Below are 17,446 nucleotides of genomic sequence, written 5' to 3' on the forward strand. Positions count from 1 at the left end.
AGTGCGGAAACAGGCTGCTCAATGAGCCCCGGGTGGGTCAGATTTGAACTGTCGATTTACCGGTAAAGTGGGTCAGATTTCGACTGTCGTTGACACGACCTACAGATCACTTGCTGACGGGGCGCATTCCCCGCTTCTCTGGACGCCTTTCGCAGTTCGAGTTGCTTTGCAGCTTTGGAGAAAAAGCACAGCCCTACCCACGACTCTTGGTGAGATGCTAGAGGCACTACTCTATGCTCGGTGCGCACGAAACGCCGAGTCAGCGGAGCACAGTCCAAGCACGGAAATTATCCTGCAACTAGCCGGTGTGCTTGCATTTCAATGCCTTGTCGTAGACCAGCGTCTTGAGTGTCCAGCAACTGACGCAGGGGCATGCGTTCGAAAAGCGAAGGAGCTCTGTTCGGATGCACTAGGCATCTCTGACTTGAAAGAAGCAGAGGTGGTTGAACTTCTGGCCCGTCATGAGCTGGTCTACATATCTACAAGCGGCCATTTGAACTTTGGACACCAATTGCTTGCAGGAGCTCTCGCCGCTTCCGAGCTGTCACGCACATGGCAGAAACATGCCAAAAGCATGACAAACCATGTCGCTGATGATGCCTGGATATTCGCTGCGCGAATGACTCCGCATGAGCAGGTGGCAGACTATCTTGAGGCGATGTTCAACACAGATCTTATGTTGGGCGCTAGAGCTGCACGTGAGCTGCCAAGCGAGTTCCACAAGCATGCGGAACGATTCCTTGAGCAATCCATTGCAGCAACCTCTCCCGAGGCCGTACGTGTTAGAGGCTTATTCGCCTTGGCTGCGTTGGGAACCCCCAGTGCAATTGCTACGCTACGGAAATTCTCCGTAGATACACGCGCGGAGGAGCAGCACATCGCACAACGAGCTCTCGCTGCAGCTGGTGACTTGGATTTCTTGCGACAGCTACTTCCGGAGGTAGATCGCATGAAGTCTGCCCCAGTTAAGATTTCAGGTGGTGAAATTAGAATCTGGGAAACTGCTCCATTGTCATTACGATTGGATCTTGCGCGACAACGCTTGTCAGAGTGTACCCTTGGGGAGCCCGTAAGAGAGTCTCTTTTTCTTCTTGCCTATGAGCGGGCTCCCAATGACACAGAGATAATAGAAAAGCATTTCCGAGCTGCGCGGGACTGGACCGCATGGCAGTCTGGACTCTTTGCCATGCATGCAACGTCATCAGTACGTGCCAAAGAGCTCCTGGACGAAGCTTTGTTAGAAGCCATGACGCCAGTCGACAAATCCCACCTAATTCGAACTGCCGCACTCATTGGTATTAATATTGATTTGCGCATGGCATTTGAGTGTGCCACCTCGGAGCCATCTGCCGATGAAATGAAAGATGACGCGGCTGTCATTTTGAGCCGACTTGTTTCCGATGTCGTTATAAAACATGAACTACCATCCGACTTGGTCGCTGTCGTCGAACGTGAGTTGCCATGCAGCAGCGGCGATAGGAGGATTAGGCTGTGGCAGATTGCAACTGGCTGCAAGATATCGTCAATCGCAGGCTACGCAGTATCGTGCATTGAGGAGTGGGGAAGCGATCTTGGGTACGCTTGTAACTACTTCATAGAACAGTCTGAATTGCGTGATACTGCACGATGGCAGTTACTTGATTTATGCGAAAGAGGGCTCCGCAACGAGAAAAAATGGTACGAATGGCATGCATGGCGGGCACTCACATTGGTCGGTGAACTAGGATTTTCCGTGAAAACCGCAGGCCAACTATCGGCAATGATTCAACGTCTTACAAGGATTCGACGAGCAACAGAAAATAATGACATTACGTCACTATCTTCTGATGACGCTGAGGTACTGAATTCGACAAGCCCTAAGTATGCGAAGAGTCGTCTGAATACATGTGCTGCCCAGCTCATTCAAGCCGCTTCACAGGCCCGGGCATTCCTCTCAGAAGAAGTTCTGCTTTCGCTCCTTTACTTTGATACCGACAATTATGACGGCGTTGCAGAGCACTTGCGTGACGCGCTCTCCGATCTAAGTGATGCCGCCATCGACGAAGTACTTAGCCAGTTAAAAGACTCTCAAACAAGACGCTCAGGCCTTGTGGCAGTGTGCGCTCGGGGTGCAACCCAAATCCGTATTCAATTGTTAGCGCTTGAGCTTAGCCAAGGTTACGGCCATCCAGCGGTCATGTCTTTTGTTAAGCAGGCAATCGAAGCTTGTTGGTGCAAAAGTGTCTGCGAGATGGTTGTGAAAGTTGTTGCCAGCATCCCGATTTGGCCAGATGTCGATACTCAGTTTTTTTGGGACTTTGCCCGCGCAGTCGGTAGGCGGATCGCCCCAGATGATAGAGCTGTCATTGAAGCACACATTGCAGTAGCAAGGACGGCATTCGCGCAACGTTTGTTGGAGCTTTGGCGTGACCAAACATCAAGCGATAGGATCGGGTTGGCACGACTTCACCCCAAACATGTTCCGCTTGGCCTCGAATAGTTGGAGTCTGGCTAGTGCAGTGCCGAGATGGGGAATCATCCGATTTGCGTGCTGGCCGTATGATTTAAGTCTGGTAGCAATGGCGATCGGACTGGCAACAGCTAAGTGCCTACGCGCTCCCGTCAGCAACTCTCTCATCTAACGGCAGCTAAGGCCGAGGGGTTGACTTGAAAGCTTTAGCGTGGGGAGCTGTAGTTCCAAAAGCTGCAGAATCTCCCATGATTTTCTGATTGGCCAGCCACTGCACAACTGCCCGCATCAAACAAGAAGAGAAGGTTTTCAAGCAAGACAACCTCGCCGCCCCAAGCTACCCATGCAATCGACTAGAGTCGGACATTAAGTCTCTAGAAAATGTCCGCGAAACCAACAGTGCCACGCCGCTAAGAAACCCGTGCAGTAGCAACTATATAGGGAGCCCAGTGAGCAGGATGGGCGAATGCTGATCCGCTATCACAGCTGGGTGTCAGTAGTGCTAACTGCGCCACTCTTGCTGCCGAGGCCGCGACGGAGGCAGAAGACAAGTCCTCGATGTTGGCGTAAAAGTAGCGAAAGAACTCTGGAGCAGAATCGTCGAACGTCTCCCAGAGAGTAGAAAGGACGATGCCTACTCCTGATCGGAGTAGAACAGAGCTAAAGCCCTCGACATCAATATCTTGGCGGGCAGTGCCACAAGCAGAGAGAACGAACAAGCCAGTATCACAACTCGATTTTTCCAGCTTTTCCCTGAGCGTACGGATACTCAACTCCCCACCCAAAAAGGCGAGACTGGAGGATGCATCGCTAGAAGGATTGAAGCTGGCATGCGTTGCCAAATGTACGAGGCCGTGTCCTCCACGCGGCCTAATGATCTCACGCAGAAAGTTCTCAGCGGTGCACTCCTGATCGATATAACAGTCTAGCTCCAGATCTGATCGCATACCAAGCTGTCTGAAGATGATTTTCGCCTCCTGTGCGGCCCCGGGTAGCTCCTCGCGAGGTATGTTGGTGCAAGCGAAAATAGCGGCATGCTCAGTGTTGCGCACAGTCACATCCGCATTCACATTAAGTGCGACCCTATTCAAGTAGGCGAACGAGAAGCGTTGAATCAAATATCTGTACCCGTCATGGATAGCGGCGAACGGGATACTGGCAAGGAGCCGGTCGGCCTCGATGTACAGGTGAGTGATCTCATTGCCGATGGCGTCTTCTATGGGACCGAATAGGATCTGGTGTAACTGCTGCCCAAGTGCATGCACGGATGGAAGATCCGATGACGACAAGCGGCATTGTTGCCTGAATTTGAAGATCAGCGATCCTAGGGCACGCTCATCGACGGGCACCACGAGTTGCTTCTTTTCGTGATAGGTCGATAAGGAGATTGAGAGTGAGGATCCAGAGGAAATGAAACGCAGAACTGCATCAGTTTCTCCGAGGTTCGTCGCCGGGTCGATCTCGCCCCGTGCAGACGCTAGGGCCTCGGTAATGCACCGACTGTTGATCCGCTCCTGGATAGTTTCATTCAACCCAGCAAATACTTCGGCGAGTCGATTGACCGTGGCGTCTCTCTGGTCCAGGCACTTTACTTCGCAAGTGGCCGCGCCAAGTCCCGATTGTCGGATTGCTTCTAGCTCGAAGGGTGTTAGCGCGACATGCTGGGCAACGCCCGCCTCGGATCGGGAACGTTGGGTGAATTCGTTGTACTCGTTTTCCTTTAATAGGTCATACGCCAGTTCACCCTCGTTATACCTCCCGACTTCGCTGAGTTCGTTAATCAAGGTTCTGTGTGCCAAGGTTCGTGTGCCAATATATGCGGGAGCAAGTTCCGCAACCTCCTCCGTTGGGGCCGCATGATGGTGGATTGAACTGACCGCTGCCTTTGCTAGCAGAATGGCAGTATGGGTATGCCCCGTGTCCGCTAAGGCTTCACTGTACTTTAGCCGCGTATATTCATCTGGATTGAAGAAATGGACAAGGTCTTCGACATTGAGTTGGTAATATGTTGCGCCTGACAGCAGTGCAGCGGCAAAGCGTCGGTGCATGTCGTGAATACGGCCGCAAGCAGCTTCAACGTGCCCAGCCGCAGACCAGACACTCGCTTCAATCCATGCATCTCGCCGAAGCTGCTGGAGCAACCCAATAGCATGATCGAGATGCTCCTTGGCTTTCGAATACAGATCCACCCGATCGTCTGACGTAGCCTCCCTGGCAAGGTTCGAGAACGAATAACCGATGCCAGCATAGGCCTGGGCTACTTGATACTGGATCTCTAGGCTCATGAGGATTTCACCGCCGTCGACTTGCTTGATCAATTCTTCGAAACAATGACGTGCCATCAGATTCCACTCTGAGATCAATTTTGCATTCATCAGCATGGCATTGCCTGCATTCACGAAGGTCATTGCCAATGATTCGTCGTCAAGGTCTTTAGGCGGCGCTTCACGCATGATGCGAAGCACCATCATGCTCGACAAAGCAGAAAGGTAGGGATATCTGCCCCGATCAAGTCCGTGCATCAACATATCAATGTCTACAAGGTCTTCGGACGCCGGACGTCGTTTCGCGATGTGCTTAAAGGCTGCCACAGAAATTGCTATTAGGGGTGGGGGCGAGGTAAAAGCGGTCATCGCCGTTCCGCATACGGCCAATGTCCAGGCAATATCGACTTGCAGTGGCGACAAACCATAAACTGCCTTGGCATACGGTTCGGCCTCGGCATTCAGGAGAAGAACTGTCACGATTTTAGCTTGCAGGGCATGCATTGCAGCCAGCAAGCGTAGTGCGAAATCGGCTGTGCTGGGCTGGACTGCGCCGACACGAGCCATTGCCTGAACATGCCGCAACAGAACTTCAGCGCGTTTAGGGTGATTCAGAAGGTCGAATCCCACTGCGAGTTGCGTAAAAAGATCGGCCTTGCTCGTTACCTCACGGCCATAGGGACCTAACAGTAATCGGTACAGTATTGCCTTGAACAGGTAGGTGTGTGAGCAGTGGAGTGAATAGATGGCAGCAACGCATGCAGGATGTTCGTACACTGATTGGACATCGCTAGGGATTGCCGCGACCATCCGGGCGCAGAACCGGCATCGCTGCCGATATGTATGATCGGAAGGATCTGCCGTCACGCCGCTCATAAGCACATCGACCATAAATTTTGCTGCTTGTATCGGATCGTCCTTGTCCCCCATCCATGATTTGAGAAAGAGAGCCACCTCGGAATCTGTTCTCATCCCACCGGAACAATATGCGGAATATACCGCCTCCAGCGCTGCCGCAGGTTCCTGCTGACACTCTGGGGCTTCGAGCAAACGCAGGGAAAGGCAGCGACGCAGTTTACGAAGGAGTTGGATTAAACGTGACATATAGTGACTGATCGTCTTGGCTCAGAAATGGTATGGTCGGGCAGAAGAATTGCGCCAATAATCTTAATGCTTGTGCTTGGAAGTGATGCAAATCTTCTTCACATCTATGAGGCCCTTCCGTTGGGCATATCGGTCGGCGAAGTCGAAGAAAATCCCAAAGTCAGCATAATCAGTGCTGATACCGCTCATAAAGTACTTGTTATCTCGCGCCTGTAGAGCATAGTACCCGAACATGTAAACAGCGAAGTCTTCCGACATATAGCCCTCCCGCACGAGGAGTACCATCTCTTCGAAGAAGGTGATCAGCTTTCGCTTTTTGTTACCCATAGACGGCTCGTCCAGATTACGCTGCTCGTCTTCCGGGGCATCGATTAGGTTCAATATCTCGAAGAGCACTTCGTCGTCAAAGAGGCGCCTGTGCTGATCAAGAGAAAACTTCACAACATCTAAGCTGTGTTGCTTCTTTTGCGTGTAGAAATAGCTGAAGATTGTAAAAATGGCGACTAGAGCAGCAATACCATAGCCAATGCTCTGGATCCATTCGGGTCGAGTCATGCATCCTGAGGCAATGCAATACAATTCTGGGGTAATAGATGTCATGGGGTATCAAATAGGGGAGCGGGTAAATAAAAAGCGTTGCGGCGAACGGCCCCCTAAACTGGACGGTTTATTTTTCTAGACGACAGAGGCCTTGGTTCCGTATTGAACACAACACATCCGCAATGCTCTCTTGAGTTTACAACAGGTGAAGCGCCCCGAGTACAGTAGATGCCTCCTTGCCTTGAACTGAGGCCTCAAGGAGGCGTCATGAGCACCAAACGTGACCTCGAAGAATTCAAGATCAAGGCAGTCAAACAAATCTCCGAACGCAAGTCATGAGGGGCGGCTCTTTCTTGTTGCAACTTTTCTCAGTTAATACACCCCAATGGACAGCAGGTAATTTGCACGCTGGTATGCAATTAATGCTGAGAACGAAAGCAGCACCGCACAGGCAAAAAGCGCGCACGCACAGAGTACCTTAATGAAGCTGGAGCGGTCTGGCGGGTCGCCATAGTCATTTGCCCAACGCGGCCCCGATAAAAAGCACAACAGTGGAAGAAGGATGACGCCCAGCAAAGGGAAAGCCAAAACCTTCACAGCCCACCCGGGAAAGTTAAGATCCCGCATCCGGCTCGCAGAAAACGGCCAGAACAAAACACCCACTGCAGCGCCGAATACACCAACCCAGAAGTGCAGGCCAGACAGACCCAACGCATGAGCTGCAACGAGCGCCTCGCTCACATACCTGGCCGCTAGCGACCAGGCGATCATGGCAAGAGACATGGTCAAGGTATAGGTGCCCGCACCGATGCGAGTAGGCAGATACGTGCCATTCAATAGAAGTAAACGCCCAAAGTGTCGTTTCATTTGCCTGCTTGTTGCCTAGCCTAGTAGATAGAACAAAAACACGAATTCAAGGAATCAGATTATTCTCGCTGTTGAGCAGCGTCATCATAGGTGAATTGCCCGCCCCGCTCCATGCCCAGGACAAAAGACAACCTGGGCAATCGATGTCCCCCTTTTGAGCTATCTCGGCGAATTAGAAATCGTGGAACTGACACGCAACCACAAGATCGAACGGGCTTGGCGTTTTCTGTCCATAAGCTAAGTCTTGCCACGTCGATGAAACTCTGAGCGATTAAACGACCTAACCCACAGTCAGACGCGCTGCTTAAAACATGCCTGACACAGAGGTTAGGTCGTTCTAAATATCCACAATGCAAGAGCAGGCACTTTTACTTCAATGATGTCAAAACCCGTCATTCGCTTAGGCGACCCCACGTCCCACGGCGGCTACGTCGTGAGCGCTTCCGGCACCATAGCTTACGGCAAGCAAATCGCTTGCATGGGCGACCGCGTCATGTGTCCGAAGCCCGGACACGAGAACTGCATGATTGCCGAAGGTAGTGAGTTCTGGAAGATTTACGGCAGACCTGCTGCGCTAGATGGCCACAAAACCAGTTGTGGCGCTGTGCTTCTTTCTACATGCGGCGAAGTAACCCATGACCATGAAGGCGGCGGCGCCGAGGCACAAGCGGCAGCAGCAGCGTTGGTGCGGCAATACCAAGCCCGCCAGGAACCGCCTGAGCAGCCACACGATGAACAGTTCCATCTTGTCGATGAGCACGGCAACCCGCATGCCGACACCCATTTCACGGCCAAGCTGCCAACAGGTGAAATCGTCCATGGCGTCACCGATAGCGAAGGCAGAACGCCCCGCATCCGCACGGACGATGCTCGACATGTCGAGATTCACCTCGGCCACATTGAACAATAACGGAGGATAAGTTGGATACTCAGACTCAATACGGTGATGGCACGGGGAACCCCGCCCACGGCCCTATCAAACAACCAACGCCCTCTAAGCCAATTGGAGGCGGCACAACCAACACGACACCGGGTTCCGTTAAGAAAATAGTCACGGATCGATTGGCTATCACGTCATTAAAGCTATCCGAGCAAGGTGCAGCGTTCATCAAGGGCTGGGAAGACAAGAAGTCGACACCGGATGGTCAAAAGCTGTTCTACTATGACGACGACTCCAAGTTTTGTACGGTTGGTTGGGGGCATTTGGTTGCCGGGAAGACGAGCTGTGCGGCACAGGGAATTAAGGGATTTCCACAGGGACACAATTATCAAGCTGGTGATGAGTACCGCTATCAATGGATTACGGCTGAACAGGCGCACGAAATTTTCCTGCAAGATGTACTACACAAAGCCGAAAATCTCATCAAGAAAGATGTGAAGGTTCCACTTTATCAGCATGAGTTTGATGCCCTGTGTGACCTGGCATTTAATGTTGGTCGGCTAAGTGTTATTGCGCCAAAGCTGCTAAGGCTTCTTAATCAAGGCAACTATGCGGATGCGCCAGAACAAATGCTAGATATAGACAAGTCAGCCGGGATTTATTTGGACGGACTGCATAAAAGAAGAAAAACGGACTATCACGTTTTTGTTAACAACATTTACAACTCGACGCACTGAATCATGTTTAAAAAAATCGCATTGCTAGTGTCTTGCCTTTTCTGGGGAGCATACGCCTGGGCGCTACAAGGGTACGCCGGGGCCTGGCATTTAAAGAAAGTAGTTCCCGTTGCGAATACTAATATTCCGCCCATCATGGAAGTGTCGGATAAGTTGGCACTAGAGATGATTAGTTCTCAAGCAACCATATGGGTAAGGAAAGGATTAGATCAAACAGCAGACGTTGATACGGTGCCGTATTGCCATCCTGAATTTCTTGGCGGCGGGGATTCCACACCATCCAAAGACGAATATATGGTTCAGTTTGCCAAGCAAGCGGGGGGCATTGAAAAGGTCGATAAAGTCCTAAAGAAAGACCTGGGCGTGTCGTTCTCTCGCTTTAATCTCACCTGGGGGATTGGCCCCGGCGATTCCGGCAAAGAACCGTGCAAGAGTATCGGCAACACTACTTTCTACCTGACCAAGGATAAGAAGCACGTCCTGGTATTCAAGTACCCCTACATTTACCGCTTTGATGGTGGTTATGGTCGAATCGGCAGCAAATGACAGGTAGCAATAACGGCTAGTCAGCCCTACAGCGTTACCAACGAACCCGCCTTGAGCGGGTTCTTTATTTGTTTTGTAACGAGCTTTCACGCGGCAGGGGGAAGATGTTGTTGATCAGCAGAAAATATATGTTTTTGTATACTTCAACATACCAAATGCTTAAGATACTGGACTTCGGCTTATGAGAAAGCCCTGCAGTCATCGTGCCAGTCAATGTCATGGCGATGGTCGGACTTCCTTGCACCAAATAATTATCAACTGATATGAATATGCGTCGAATCCGGCTCATTTAACATAAACAGCCTATCGCTCCAGGAAAGCATTGTATGAAAACATTAAAATCACTCTTGATAACTTTTGCTCTAATATTTGGCGTATCTGCACATGCAGATGTTCCCCCTGAGGTTATCCAAAAGCTCCATGACCTGACCCATCATCTTGTTCGTGTCGACAGCCTGAGCCCGACCGGTATTAAAGGTCTCGTGCCTGGGGGTGTGTACCGGATGTCCGCAGAGGCGTTTGCCAACCAGAAACAGCTTCCCGCCTTCACTACAGGAAAATCCACACCCGAAGAGGTGAAACAGGCGCTGGGTGAACCTGCGGGAAACAACACTATGAAAGATGGGCGCATCGTTTACTCGTATGACTTCCCGCAAGAAATAGTCACTTATGTGTTCGATGCAAGTGGCAAGCTGCAAGCTAACTATGGGTACTTCTTTCCGTTATTGAGCAACAACTGACCCAATTTAACACTAGAGAGGCTAGGTCTTTTTTGATGCAATTTCTCTCAGGCATTGTGTTTTTAAGTGCAACAAGAAAGACCTGGCCCCATTACATTTACCGCTTTGATGGTGGTTATGGTCGAATCGGCAGCAATAACGGCTAGTTAGCCCTACTGAGTTATCAACGAGCCTGCCTTGAGCGGGGGTTCTTTATCCATTTGGCACCCATCACTCCTCGCGCAGAACGAGTGACAGTTCGCGTTTGCACAAGCCGGGCGGCAAGTTGTGCAGATAGCCCTGCTCACTGGCCTTGTCGATCAGCTCGCATTTGCTCAAGACGGCGAATTTCTCCTTGAGCGTACACACATGCCACTCGACGGTGCGGGTGGCGATGCCGAGCGCCTTGCCGATCAGCCTGGCGGATTTCCCTCGCAGCAGTAGAAACAAGATCTCTTCTTGCCGTTGGCTGAGTTTGGGACCATGCCCCGGGCTGCCGATGATATAGCTAGTGCGAGAGGCAAGCACATCAAGTTCCCCCTTGGAGCAATTGGCAATTTTGCCCAGCAGCATCCCGAGCTTCAACAGCCAGCCGGTATTTACCTCCTGACCATGGGCAATGGTGCCGACAATGTTGTTCTCCTCGTCGCGCAACGGCTCTTTGCAGCCGAAGATGGTGCGCCACTTGTTGTCGGCATAGCAGTGGATATCCAAGGTATGTAATGGCTGCCCCGTGCGGATGACCTCGCGGTCTTGCGCGCGGAACAAATGAGCGCTTTCCACTGCGCCGCAAGGCATGTCCAGGTCAGTCATGCCAACAGCCTCTTCTTGATATCGAAATCCAATCAGCGCCGCATTTCGTTGGTTGCTGTAAAGGTAGGTGGACTGCTCGTCCTTGCAGACCAAATACCCGGGCAGGCTGTCAATGTGCTGTTTCAGTCGAGAGGTGATGAGCAAAGCCATTTGCAGTCTCCTTGGCGGGAATGTGATGGGTGCCCCTGGGGCATGCGCATCCAGCTTCGATGGAGAAAGCCGCTTGGAGTTTGTCGGTCGAACGGCGAGGGACTGCATGGCACGACCGAAACATGCGTAGGAAGAATCGGCACGTCAGCCGTATTGAGAACAGCCCCCGTTGCGTACCGATCGTGAGCACTGGCGACATCGATGCGCCGGCATATACGTCATCACAGCGTAACCCTGCCTTCGTCACTAACAACGGGCGAGCGTTCAGCCAGGAAGTCATCATCCGCCTTTGGCAGATCGGCAAAGGATGCCCAGCTCGGACGCGGCGGCCGCAACGTGAAGGCATCGCCATTTTTGATGATTTCCAACTCGGTCACGCCTTCAAACTCCATGTCTTTAGGCAGGCGTATCGCCTGATTTTTGCCGTTTTTGAAAATGGAAGCAGCACGCATAAGGAAGGTGGGCTCTAACTTAGCCCACAGGATCGGGGAGCGCCGCTCCCCGCCTCCGGTTGAAGGCCTTAGTCAGCCGTTAGCACCAGGCAACCAGCCACCTCGCGCACGCGCGCGGCCTTGGGCAGATACATCCAGGAAGTGCTGCCATCGATCGACTCGAACGCCCATGGCAAGCGGCTATCGACCACCAAACGGCACTCGTCGGAATTTGGACGACTGCCGCGTGGCAAGCACAACACGGAAATCAGGGAAAGTAACTGCTGCTGGCGGAAATCCTGGTTTGGAAAAAAGACTTGAGCTGAATTACCATCTTGAGTAGCCATTCTGACTCCTGACGTGAGTTGGTTTGGTTAGCGGGCTCGGCGGTGTCCTACCACCCCGGGCCCGCGCCTCTTTACGCGGCGAATGCCGCACCGCTTACCTTACCCAGCAAGACGCAAACAGACAACCAAGCGCAGCCGTCAGAAAATGCTGAAAATTATTGCCCCGCATCAGGCCTGGCATCATTCAGCGCCGATCAAGCGCTGCCAATTGCCGTGCGCGAAGCCGGCTTTGTCCTGCTCGGCGAGACCGCAGTGATTCAAGAACTTCCGCGCGTCATGGCCGGGACGGTACTGGTAGGGAAAATCGGTTGAAAACAGCAGCCGGTCGGGGCCGACGATGTCAGCGGCGCGTGCCAGCAAGTGCGGATGGAACATGCCGCTTGCCGTGACATAGAGATTCCGGCGCATGTAGGTGGCAATCGGATGTGCCAGTCCGGACACGCGGTCCAATGCGGCGAGACGCTCCACATAGAACAGCACCAATTCCCCCCAATGGCCGAGAATCACCTGCAGGTTCGGCAGGCGGTCGAACGTGCCGGCCAGCACCAGGCGTAGGAACTGAATGCCCGCATCGTAGTGCCAGCCGAGCCCATAGGTGGCGAAGGCCGCGTCAACTTCGGGCGAGAACCCCGAGTAGTAGGCTTGCCTCACCGCGAGATCGGGCGTTCGGGGGTGAAGAAACATCGGCACGCCCAATGCCTCCGCGGTTTGAAAGACAGGGAAAAAAGCCGGGTCGTCGAGCTGGCGCTCGCCCGCTTTCCCGCACAACAGCGCACCCTTGAAACCCAACGTGTGGACGCAGCGTTCCAATTCGCGGGCCGCTTCCTCCGGCACGGCCATCGGCAGCGTGGCCATCGCTTGGAAGCGCGTGGGATGACGGGCCACCGCCGCCGCCAAGGCGTCATTGGTTCGCCGTGCCAAATCGACACTCTCCCGCCCGAGATCGTGCAGTGCCGGGGTGGTCAGAGACAGTACCTGAACGTCCAACCCGGTCTCATCCATCAGCGCAAGCCGGGCTTCCGCGAGGTCAAGCAGACGCGCCTCGATCACCCCGGAATGGAACGCGACAATCGGATCGGTCGCCGCCAAGCCGGCATCGCGCCATGCCTGGCGAACCTCGACCGTCAAAAAATGTTCTTCAACGCCAATCAGCTTCATCACCGCAATCCTTTCTAGAGACTGGATAGGTTTCGATTCTGGGCGCTGGGCTTGGTTTGCACCAGACGCATGCAATGCAATAATTGATTGCATCACATGCACAGATCATTCAAGGCGGACCGCGATGCACAATGTGGACTTGAACCTTCTCTCCTCGCTGGACATGCTGCTCACCGAGCGCAGCGTAACCCATGCGGCACGCCGGCTTGGCTTAAGTCCCTCCGCCATGAGCCGAACGCTCGCCAGGCTTCGGGTGGCCACGGGGGATCAACTGCTGGTACAGGCCGGTAGGACACTGGTGCCGACCCCGTACGCCGAGCAGCTCGCCGAGCAAGTGCATGAGCTGGCACGCCATGCCCGCGCCGTGCTCCAGCCCATGGGCAACGCCTTGAACATTGCGACGCTGGATCGAACGTTCACGATTCGGGCCAACGACGGGTTTGTCGATTTGGTCGGCCCCGCGTTGATCGCCACCATCGCGCAGACCGCGCCCCTGGTGCGTCTTTGTTTTGTGCCGAAGCCCGATAAGGATGCGCAGCCGCTGCGGGAAGGCATGCTCGATCTGGAGGTCGGGGTGATTGGAAGCAACGCCCCGGAATTGAAAACACGGCTGCTTTTTCAGGATCGATTCGTCGGTATTTGTCGAACCGGCCACCCGCTTTTGAACAAGCCCGGCGTCACTGCCGAGCGCTATGCCAGCTACCCGCATGTGGTGGTATCGCGCAAACGCCGCTTCTTCGGCCCGGTGGACGATGCCTTGGCGCAGCAGGGTTTGCGCAGAACGGTCGTCATGGTCGTGCCGGGTTGTGCCAACGCGCTGCAGATCGTGCGCCATTCGGATCTGATCGGGCTGGTGCCACTGTCGAGCTTAGGCAATGGGGCTGCGAGTGCGGGCCTGCAGCATTTCGAGCTACCGGTCCCTACCCCGCCCATCAAGGTGTCGGCCATTTGGCACCCTCGCCTACACGCCGACCCCGCGCATCGCTGGCTGCGCGAAACCCTCTTGGCCGTTTGCAATCGTGCGCAACCTACTGCCACAATCTGACAGCATCAGCCGTTAAGGTGAGCCCTCTTTCTTACAGGAGCTCGCCATGAAGTTCGCATCCGTTCGTGTTGTCACACAAAACTTTGCCGCATTGATCGCGTTTTACCAAACGCTCTCCGGCATCGAGGCCAAGCATCTGGCCGATGGCTTTGCCGAAATGCATTTCGATGGCGCGGTGCTGGCGATTTCGTCCGAACAACTGGTTAAGCGTTTCAATGCCGGCGCCGCCATCGCAGCGGCGAATCGATCGGCCATACTTGAGTTTGAAACGGAGAATGTGGATGCCGTATTCGAGCGTATGAAGGCATCGGGAGGCAATATCGTGCAGGAACCGACGGCCATGCCCTGGGGCAATCGCTCGCTATTGCTGCGCGATCCGGATGGCAATCTGGTGAATCTGTTTTCTCGGCCCGAGCGCTGAGAAAAAGGGCACACCGCGCTCGCGCGGGATGCCCTTTCCACTTCGGCACGCTCGAACGACGCGTGCCTCAAGTCACGGTCAAACGCCGGCTTCGGCACTCGGCTTGGCGACGCCGCGCAGGTTGCGCTCGATCCGAATCAAAACCACCAGCAGGATTAGCGTGACAAAGGTCGCGAACAGCCCGCTCAACGCATACAAAGACTGCATGGCCCCCGCTTGCTTCTGCACCGCTGCCTCGGCAGCCGCTTTATGCGCCTCGGCGATACGAGCCTTTTCCGCTTGCCAAGCATCCAGATGGGCACTGCCGATTTTATCGGCCACGGAAATAAAGTCTGCGCCATGGGCTTTGGCCGCGATATCTTTGCGAGAGAATGCCTGATCGATATAGACCGTCAGCGACTTGACATACTCGGGGCCTTGTTCCGGGTCGTTGAGGCTCTTGTCGAGGAACTTGTCGTAACCTCCGGCAGGGGCGACGTGTTCCGGCGAGAGCTGCTTGGCATACTTGTTCACCACGGAGGCAAAGTTGTCCCGCAGCACTCTTTCGTCGGTTTTGGCCGAGGAGTCGGCTGTTCGGGGCTGTTCGGCCTGCGCCGCATCGAGCGTGAACGCCGCGCCATTCAGCGTAATTTTGTCATCCACTTTTTCGGGCTTGGCATTGTAATTGATCGCGGCATTCATCCCGGCCCAAACGGCCCCAAGGATAGCCAGCGTAGCCAGGACCAGAACCAGAATGCGCAATAGTTGCAGGTAACCGGTTTCAATCTTGTTGATGAGAGACATAAGGTGCTCATGGCATGTTTATTGGAGCGCCATGGTACCGTATTACTATGACATCAAGTTATTGCATCAGGGTATTTTTGCGAGTAATCAAACCATGCAATAAGCAGATGCCTTTGCCCCTGCACCGGAAGATGCAACGAACTTGGGGCATCGCCGAGGTCGTGCGTTGCTTCGCGAACGCACGCTACCCGATACGATTCTCAGCCGGCGACATGGCCCAAAAGCGGTCGCTTCCACACTTCATTACCAACGGAGAAGGCGTTTCATGAGTACTGTTGAATTGCCACAAGAAAAGAGACGACTTGCCTCATGCAGCTGCGGCCAACTCAAGGCCGAAGTCACTGGCGAACCCGTGCGGATCTCGATTTGTCATTGCCTGGCCTGTCAGCGCCGAACTGGCAGCGTCTTTGGCGAGCAGGCTAGGTTTCCTCGCCAAAACGTCGCCATTTCGGGGCGCTCAACCGAGTACGTTCGCGTTGGCGATGAGGGCAGCAAGATCAAGTTCCACTTCTGCCCAACCTGCGGCGCCACGGTCTACTACGAGCCCGAAGGCCTCGAAGCATTCCTGGCCATCCCTGTCGGCGCTTTTGCCGATCCAGACTTCCCAACACCGAGTGTGTCCGTTTACGAAGAGCGGATGCATCGGTGGGTCGTACCGCCGCCAGAGGCAGAGCACATCCCATGAACGCAGGCCATCCGACCTGGTGAGTCTATTTTCGCGGCCCGAGCGCCGTGAAAACCAACACGCTGGGTCAGGCCCTCCTGGCGCCGCCCCGCTCGGCCTTTTGGCTTTACGGGCAACGAAAAAGACCTGACCCCGCTAGCCCGCTCACGAGCCAAGCCAGTTGTGTTGCTATATACGCGGCTTACGGTTCCATGACTTATGGACAAACTCAAGCCGGTTCCCGTCGAAGTCCGCGACATTGGCAGCGTAGTAGCCTGCGGCGAAGTAGGTACGATCCGCGGGGGCACCTTCATCGATACCGCCGGCCTTCATTGCGGCGGCGTAGGCTGCGTCGACCTGTTCATTGGCATCGCAAACTATGCCGAGGTAGAGCCCCGTCTCACCGGGATGGCGTTGACGTAGCCAAATGCTCGAACCCACTGCCGCCCCACTCATGTAGTTTTCGTCGCCAATGCCATACAGGTCCGGGACACCTTCCGGGCCGGCAGCGGAATCGTATTTGCCGAATGCGCGCCATCCAAGCGGTGCCAACGCCGCCAAGTAGAAGTTCAGCGACTTTTCGATGTCGGTGACGGAGATATAGACGTGGTCGATCATTTGGATACCCTCCAAGCGCTAGCGTTTTGATGTGCAAAGTTGCGGAATGTCCGGGGCGGCGTCCCGGTGATTTTTTGGACGGTTCCATTGGGGCGTGAGCCGTGGCCGCTGGCGATGGTTTCAGTCAACTGGCGGAGCACCGCGCCATATTCGAAAGGCATGCCGTGCTCGATCGCACCCGCGATCCACGCCTCGCGGTCGAGGTTGACATGCGCGATGGCCTGGCCGGTTTCCTCGCTCATGATGGCGGCGGCGTCGGCGACAGAAAGCGCCTCAGGCCCGGTGAGGCTGTATGCCTCGCCGACATGCGCCAGCGGGTCGGCCAGTGTGATGGCGGCGACTGCGGCGATATCCTGCGCATCGATGAATGCTTCCGTGCCATCTCCGGTGGGCACCAAGATAGCCCCGTCTACGGGCTTGAGAAACGTCTCGGTGAAGTTCTGCATGAACCAGGCGGGACGCAGCACCGTATGGCCAAGCACCTTGCGCTGGCGCAAATCGAGCTCGACGCTACGGGTGGCCACCTCGTTCGGTGCGTGCTCCATGCCATAGGCACTGAGGAACGTCACATGCTGTACGCCGCCAGCTTCCGCTTCATCAAGAAATGCGGCGACGTCATCGGCGAAATCGAGGCGCAAGGTCGGTGCCACCAAAAAGACGCGACCCACGCCTTCCAGTGCATGCGCGAAACAGTGGCGCCGACTCCAATCGAATGCCACGTCAGCGTTCGAGCGTGCGGCTGTTCGAATGGGCAGGCCAAGCTTGCGGAGCTCTACGGCAACACGAGAACCTATTTTGCCTGTCGAGCCCAATATGAGAGTGAGGGGGGCTTGTTTGTTCATGAGGGTATGATGCAGTAGACTGATGTTCGTCTCAATGTTCCAACCGCTCAAATTTCCATTCGATACGC

General features: G+C 54.4%; 18 protein-coding genes. 8 read left to right on the forward strand and 10 right to left on the reverse strand.

The features are described 5' to 3' along the window. The first annotated feature begins 424 nt into the window (after positions 1–424). On the forward strand, positions 425–2,479 hold the full coding sequence (locus DFP86_RS01980; protein WP_133678336.1) for a hypothetical protein: 2,055 nt from the start codon (positions 425–427) through the stop codon (positions 2,477–2,479). 380 nt (positions 2,480–2,859) lie between these two features. Here the strand turns inward: DFP86_RS01980 and DFP86_RS01985 are convergent, their stop codons facing one another. From DFP86_RS01985 to DFP86_RS01995, 3 genes are all read right to left on the reverse strand, one after another. Further along, on the reverse strand, positions 2,860–5,817 hold the full coding sequence (locus DFP86_RS01985; protein WP_133678337.1) for a CHAT domain-containing protein: 2,958 nt from the start codon (positions 5,815–5,817) through the stop codon (positions 2,860–2,862). Positions 5,818–5,880: 63 nt separating this feature from the next. Then, the gene (locus DFP86_RS01990) at positions 5,881–6,417 is read right to left on the reverse strand and encodes a hypothetical protein (RefSeq protein ID WP_133678338.1); all 537 of its coding nucleotides are present in this window, start codon (positions 6,415–6,417) and stop codon (positions 5,881–5,883) included. A gap of 312 nt (positions 6,418–6,729) precedes the next feature. Beyond that, complete coding sequence (locus DFP86_RS01995; protein ID WP_133678339.1) at positions 6,730–7,224, reverse strand: DUF805 domain-containing protein; 495 nt, start codon at positions 7,222–7,224, stop codon at positions 6,730–6,732. Positions 7,225–7,603: 379 nt separating this feature from the next. Here DFP86_RS01995 and DFP86_RS02000 point away from each other — a divergent pair, with 379 nt between their 5' ends. From DFP86_RS02000 to DFP86_RS02015, 4 genes are all read left to right on the forward strand, one after another. Further along, positions 7,604–8,134: a PAAR domain-containing protein gene (locus DFP86_RS02000; RefSeq protein ID WP_133678710.1), complete on the forward strand. Its 531-nt coding sequence runs from the start codon at positions 7,604–7,606 to the stop codon at positions 8,132–8,134. Positions 8,135–8,145: 11 nt separating this feature from the next. After that, entirely contained in the window at positions 8,146–8,841 is a 696-nt protein-coding gene (locus DFP86_RS02005; RefSeq protein ID WP_166642117.1) for a lysozyme, read from the forward strand. A gap of 3 nt (positions 8,842–8,844) precedes the next feature. Next, positions 8,845–9,387 carry a hypothetical protein gene (locus tag DFP86_RS02010; RefSeq protein WP_133678341.1) on the forward strand — a complete coding sequence of 181 codons (543 nt, stop codon included), beginning with the start codon at positions 8,845–8,847 and terminating at the stop codon, positions 9,385–9,387. Positions 9,388–9,713: 326 nt separating this feature from the next. Then, on the forward strand, positions 9,714–10,127 hold the full coding sequence (locus DFP86_RS02015) for a hypothetical protein (RefSeq protein WP_133678342.1): 414 nt from the start codon (positions 9,714–9,716) through the stop codon (positions 10,125–10,127). A 210-nt stretch (positions 10,128–10,337) separates the two neighbouring features. Here the strand turns inward: DFP86_RS02015 and DFP86_RS02020 are convergent, their stop codons facing one another. The 4 genes from DFP86_RS02020 to DFP86_RS02035 all read right to left on the reverse strand — a co-directional run bounded on the left by DFP86_RS02020 (position 10,338) and on the right by DFP86_RS02035 (position 13,005). After that, complete coding sequence (locus DFP86_RS02020) at positions 10,338–11,069, reverse strand: helix-turn-helix transcriptional regulator (protein ID WP_166642118.1); 732 nt, start codon at positions 11,067–11,069, stop codon at positions 10,338–10,340. 221 nt (positions 11,070–11,290) lie between these two features. Continuing rightward, positions 11,291–11,521 carry a type II toxin-antitoxin system VapB family antitoxin gene (vapB, locus tag DFP86_RS02025; RefSeq protein WP_133678344.1) on the reverse strand — a complete coding sequence of 77 codons (231 nt, stop codon included), beginning with the start codon at positions 11,519–11,521 and terminating at the stop codon, positions 11,291–11,293. Positions 11,522–11,589: 68 nt separating this feature from the next. Further along, positions 11,590–11,847: a hypothetical protein gene (locus DFP86_RS02030; RefSeq protein ID WP_133678345.1), complete on the reverse strand. Its 258-nt coding sequence runs from the start codon at positions 11,845–11,847 to the stop codon at positions 11,590–11,592. Between the two features lie 180 nt (positions 11,848–12,027). Continuing rightward, on the reverse strand, positions 12,028–13,005 hold the full coding sequence (locus DFP86_RS02035; RefSeq protein WP_133678346.1) for an amidohydrolase family protein: 978 nt from the start codon (positions 13,003–13,005) through the stop codon (positions 12,028–12,030). A gap of 124 nt (positions 13,006–13,129) precedes the next feature. On the opposite strand from DFP86_RS02035, the gene DFP86_RS02040 reads away from it, so the two are divergent. Further along, a complete protein-coding gene (locus DFP86_RS02040) occupies positions 13,130–14,050 on the forward strand; it encodes a LysR family transcriptional regulator (protein WP_133678347.1) in 921 nt (306 codons plus the stop codon). A gap of 46 nt (positions 14,051–14,096) precedes the next feature. Further along, the gene (locus DFP86_RS02045) at positions 14,097–14,471 is read left to right on the forward strand and encodes a VOC family protein (protein ID WP_133678348.1); all 375 of its coding nucleotides are present in this window, start codon (positions 14,097–14,099) and stop codon (positions 14,469–14,471) included. A gap of 78 nt (positions 14,472–14,549) precedes the next feature. On the opposite strand, the gene DFP86_RS02050 is transcribed toward DFP86_RS02045, so the two are convergent. After that, entirely contained in the window at positions 14,550–15,152 is a 603-nt protein-coding gene (locus tag DFP86_RS02050) for a hypothetical protein (RefSeq protein ID WP_133678349.1), read from the reverse strand. Positions 15,153–15,519: 367 nt separating this feature from the next. On the opposite strand from DFP86_RS02050, the gene DFP86_RS02055 reads away from it, so the two are divergent. Continuing rightward, a complete protein-coding gene (locus tag DFP86_RS02055) occupies positions 15,520–15,939 on the forward strand; it encodes a GFA family protein (protein ID WP_133678350.1) in 420 nt (139 codons plus the stop codon). Between the two features lie 168 nt (positions 15,940–16,107). Here DFP86_RS02055 and DFP86_RS02060 read toward each other — a convergent pair whose 3' ends face one another. Further along, entirely contained in the window at positions 16,108–16,536 is a 429-nt protein-coding gene (locus DFP86_RS02060; RefSeq protein WP_133678351.1) for a VOC family protein, read from the reverse strand. Next, complete coding sequence (locus DFP86_RS02065) at positions 16,533–17,378, reverse strand: NmrA family NAD(P)-binding protein (protein ID WP_133678352.1); 846 nt, start codon at positions 17,376–17,378, stop codon at positions 16,533–16,535. The genes DFP86_RS02060 and DFP86_RS02065 overlap by 4 nt, the downstream gene beginning before the upstream one ends. Between the last annotated feature and the right edge of the window lie 68 nt (positions 17,379–17,446).

The organism is Paludibacterium purpuratum, assembly GCF_004363805.1.
Classification (GTDB): Bacteria; Pseudomonadota; Gammaproteobacteria; order Burkholderiales; family Chromobacteriaceae; genus Paludibacterium; species Paludibacterium purpuratum.

Bases quoted from the DNA above. Each gene is read 5' to 3' on its own strand.
- DFP86_RS02035 (WP_133678346.1), bottom strand. From the start codon at position 13,005: ATGAAGCTGATTGGCGTTGAAGAACATTTTTTGACGGTCGAGGTTCGC.
- DFP86_RS02065 (WP_133678352.1), bottom strand. From the start codon at position 17,378: ATGAACAAACAAGCCCCCCTCACTCTCATATTGGGCTCGACAGGCAAA.
- DFP86_RS02050 (WP_133678349.1), bottom strand. From the start codon at position 15,152: ATGAATGCCGCGATCAATTACAATGCCAAGCCCGAAAAAGTGGATGAC.
- DFP86_RS01995 (WP_133678339.1), bottom strand. From the start codon at position 7,224: ATGAAACGACACTTTGGGCGTTTACTTCTATTGAATGGCACGTATCTG.
- DFP86_RS02015 (WP_133678342.1), top strand. From the start codon at position 9,714: ATGAAAACATTAAAATCACTCTTGATAACTTTTGCTCTAATATTTGGC.
- DFP86_RS02055 (WP_133678350.1), top strand. From the start codon at position 15,520: ATGAGTACTGTTGAATTGCCACAAGAAAAGAGACGACTTGCCTCATGC.
- DFP86_RS02045 (WP_133678348.1), top strand. From the start codon at position 14,097: ATGAAGTTCGCATCCGTTCGTGTTGTCACACAAAACTTTGCCGCATTG.
- DFP86_RS02000 (WP_133678710.1), top strand. From the start codon at position 7,604: ATGTCAAAACCCGTCATTCGCTTAGGCGACCCCACGTCCCACGGCGGC.
- vapB (WP_133678344.1), bottom strand. From the start codon at position 11,521: ATGCGTGCTGCTTCCATTTTCAAAAACGGCAAAAATCAGGCGATACGC.
- DFP86_RS02020 (WP_166642118.1), bottom strand. From the start codon at position 11,069: ATGGCTTTGCTCATCACCTCTCGACTGAAACAGCACATTGACAGCCTG.
- DFP86_RS02040 (WP_133678347.1), top strand. From the start codon at position 13,130: ATGCACAATGTGGACTTGAACCTTCTCTCCTCGCTGGACATGCTGCTC.
- DFP86_RS02030 (WP_133678345.1), bottom strand. From the start codon at position 11,847: ATGGCTACTCAAGATGGTAATTCAGCTCAAGTCTTTTTTCCAAACCAG.
- DFP86_RS01985 (WP_133678337.1), bottom strand. From the start codon at position 5,817: ATGTCACGTTTAATCCAACTCCTTCGTAAACTGCGTCGCTGCCTTTCC.
- DFP86_RS02010 (WP_133678341.1), top strand. From the start codon at position 8,845: ATGTTTAAAAAAATCGCATTGCTAGTGTCTTGCCTTTTCTGGGGAGCA.
- DFP86_RS01990 (WP_133678338.1), bottom strand. From the start codon at position 6,417: ATGACATCTATTACCCCAGAATTGTATTGCATTGCCTCAGGATGCATG.
- DFP86_RS02060 (WP_133678351.1), bottom strand. From the start codon at position 16,536: ATGATCGACCACGTCTATATCTCCGTCACCGACATCGAAAAGTCGCTG.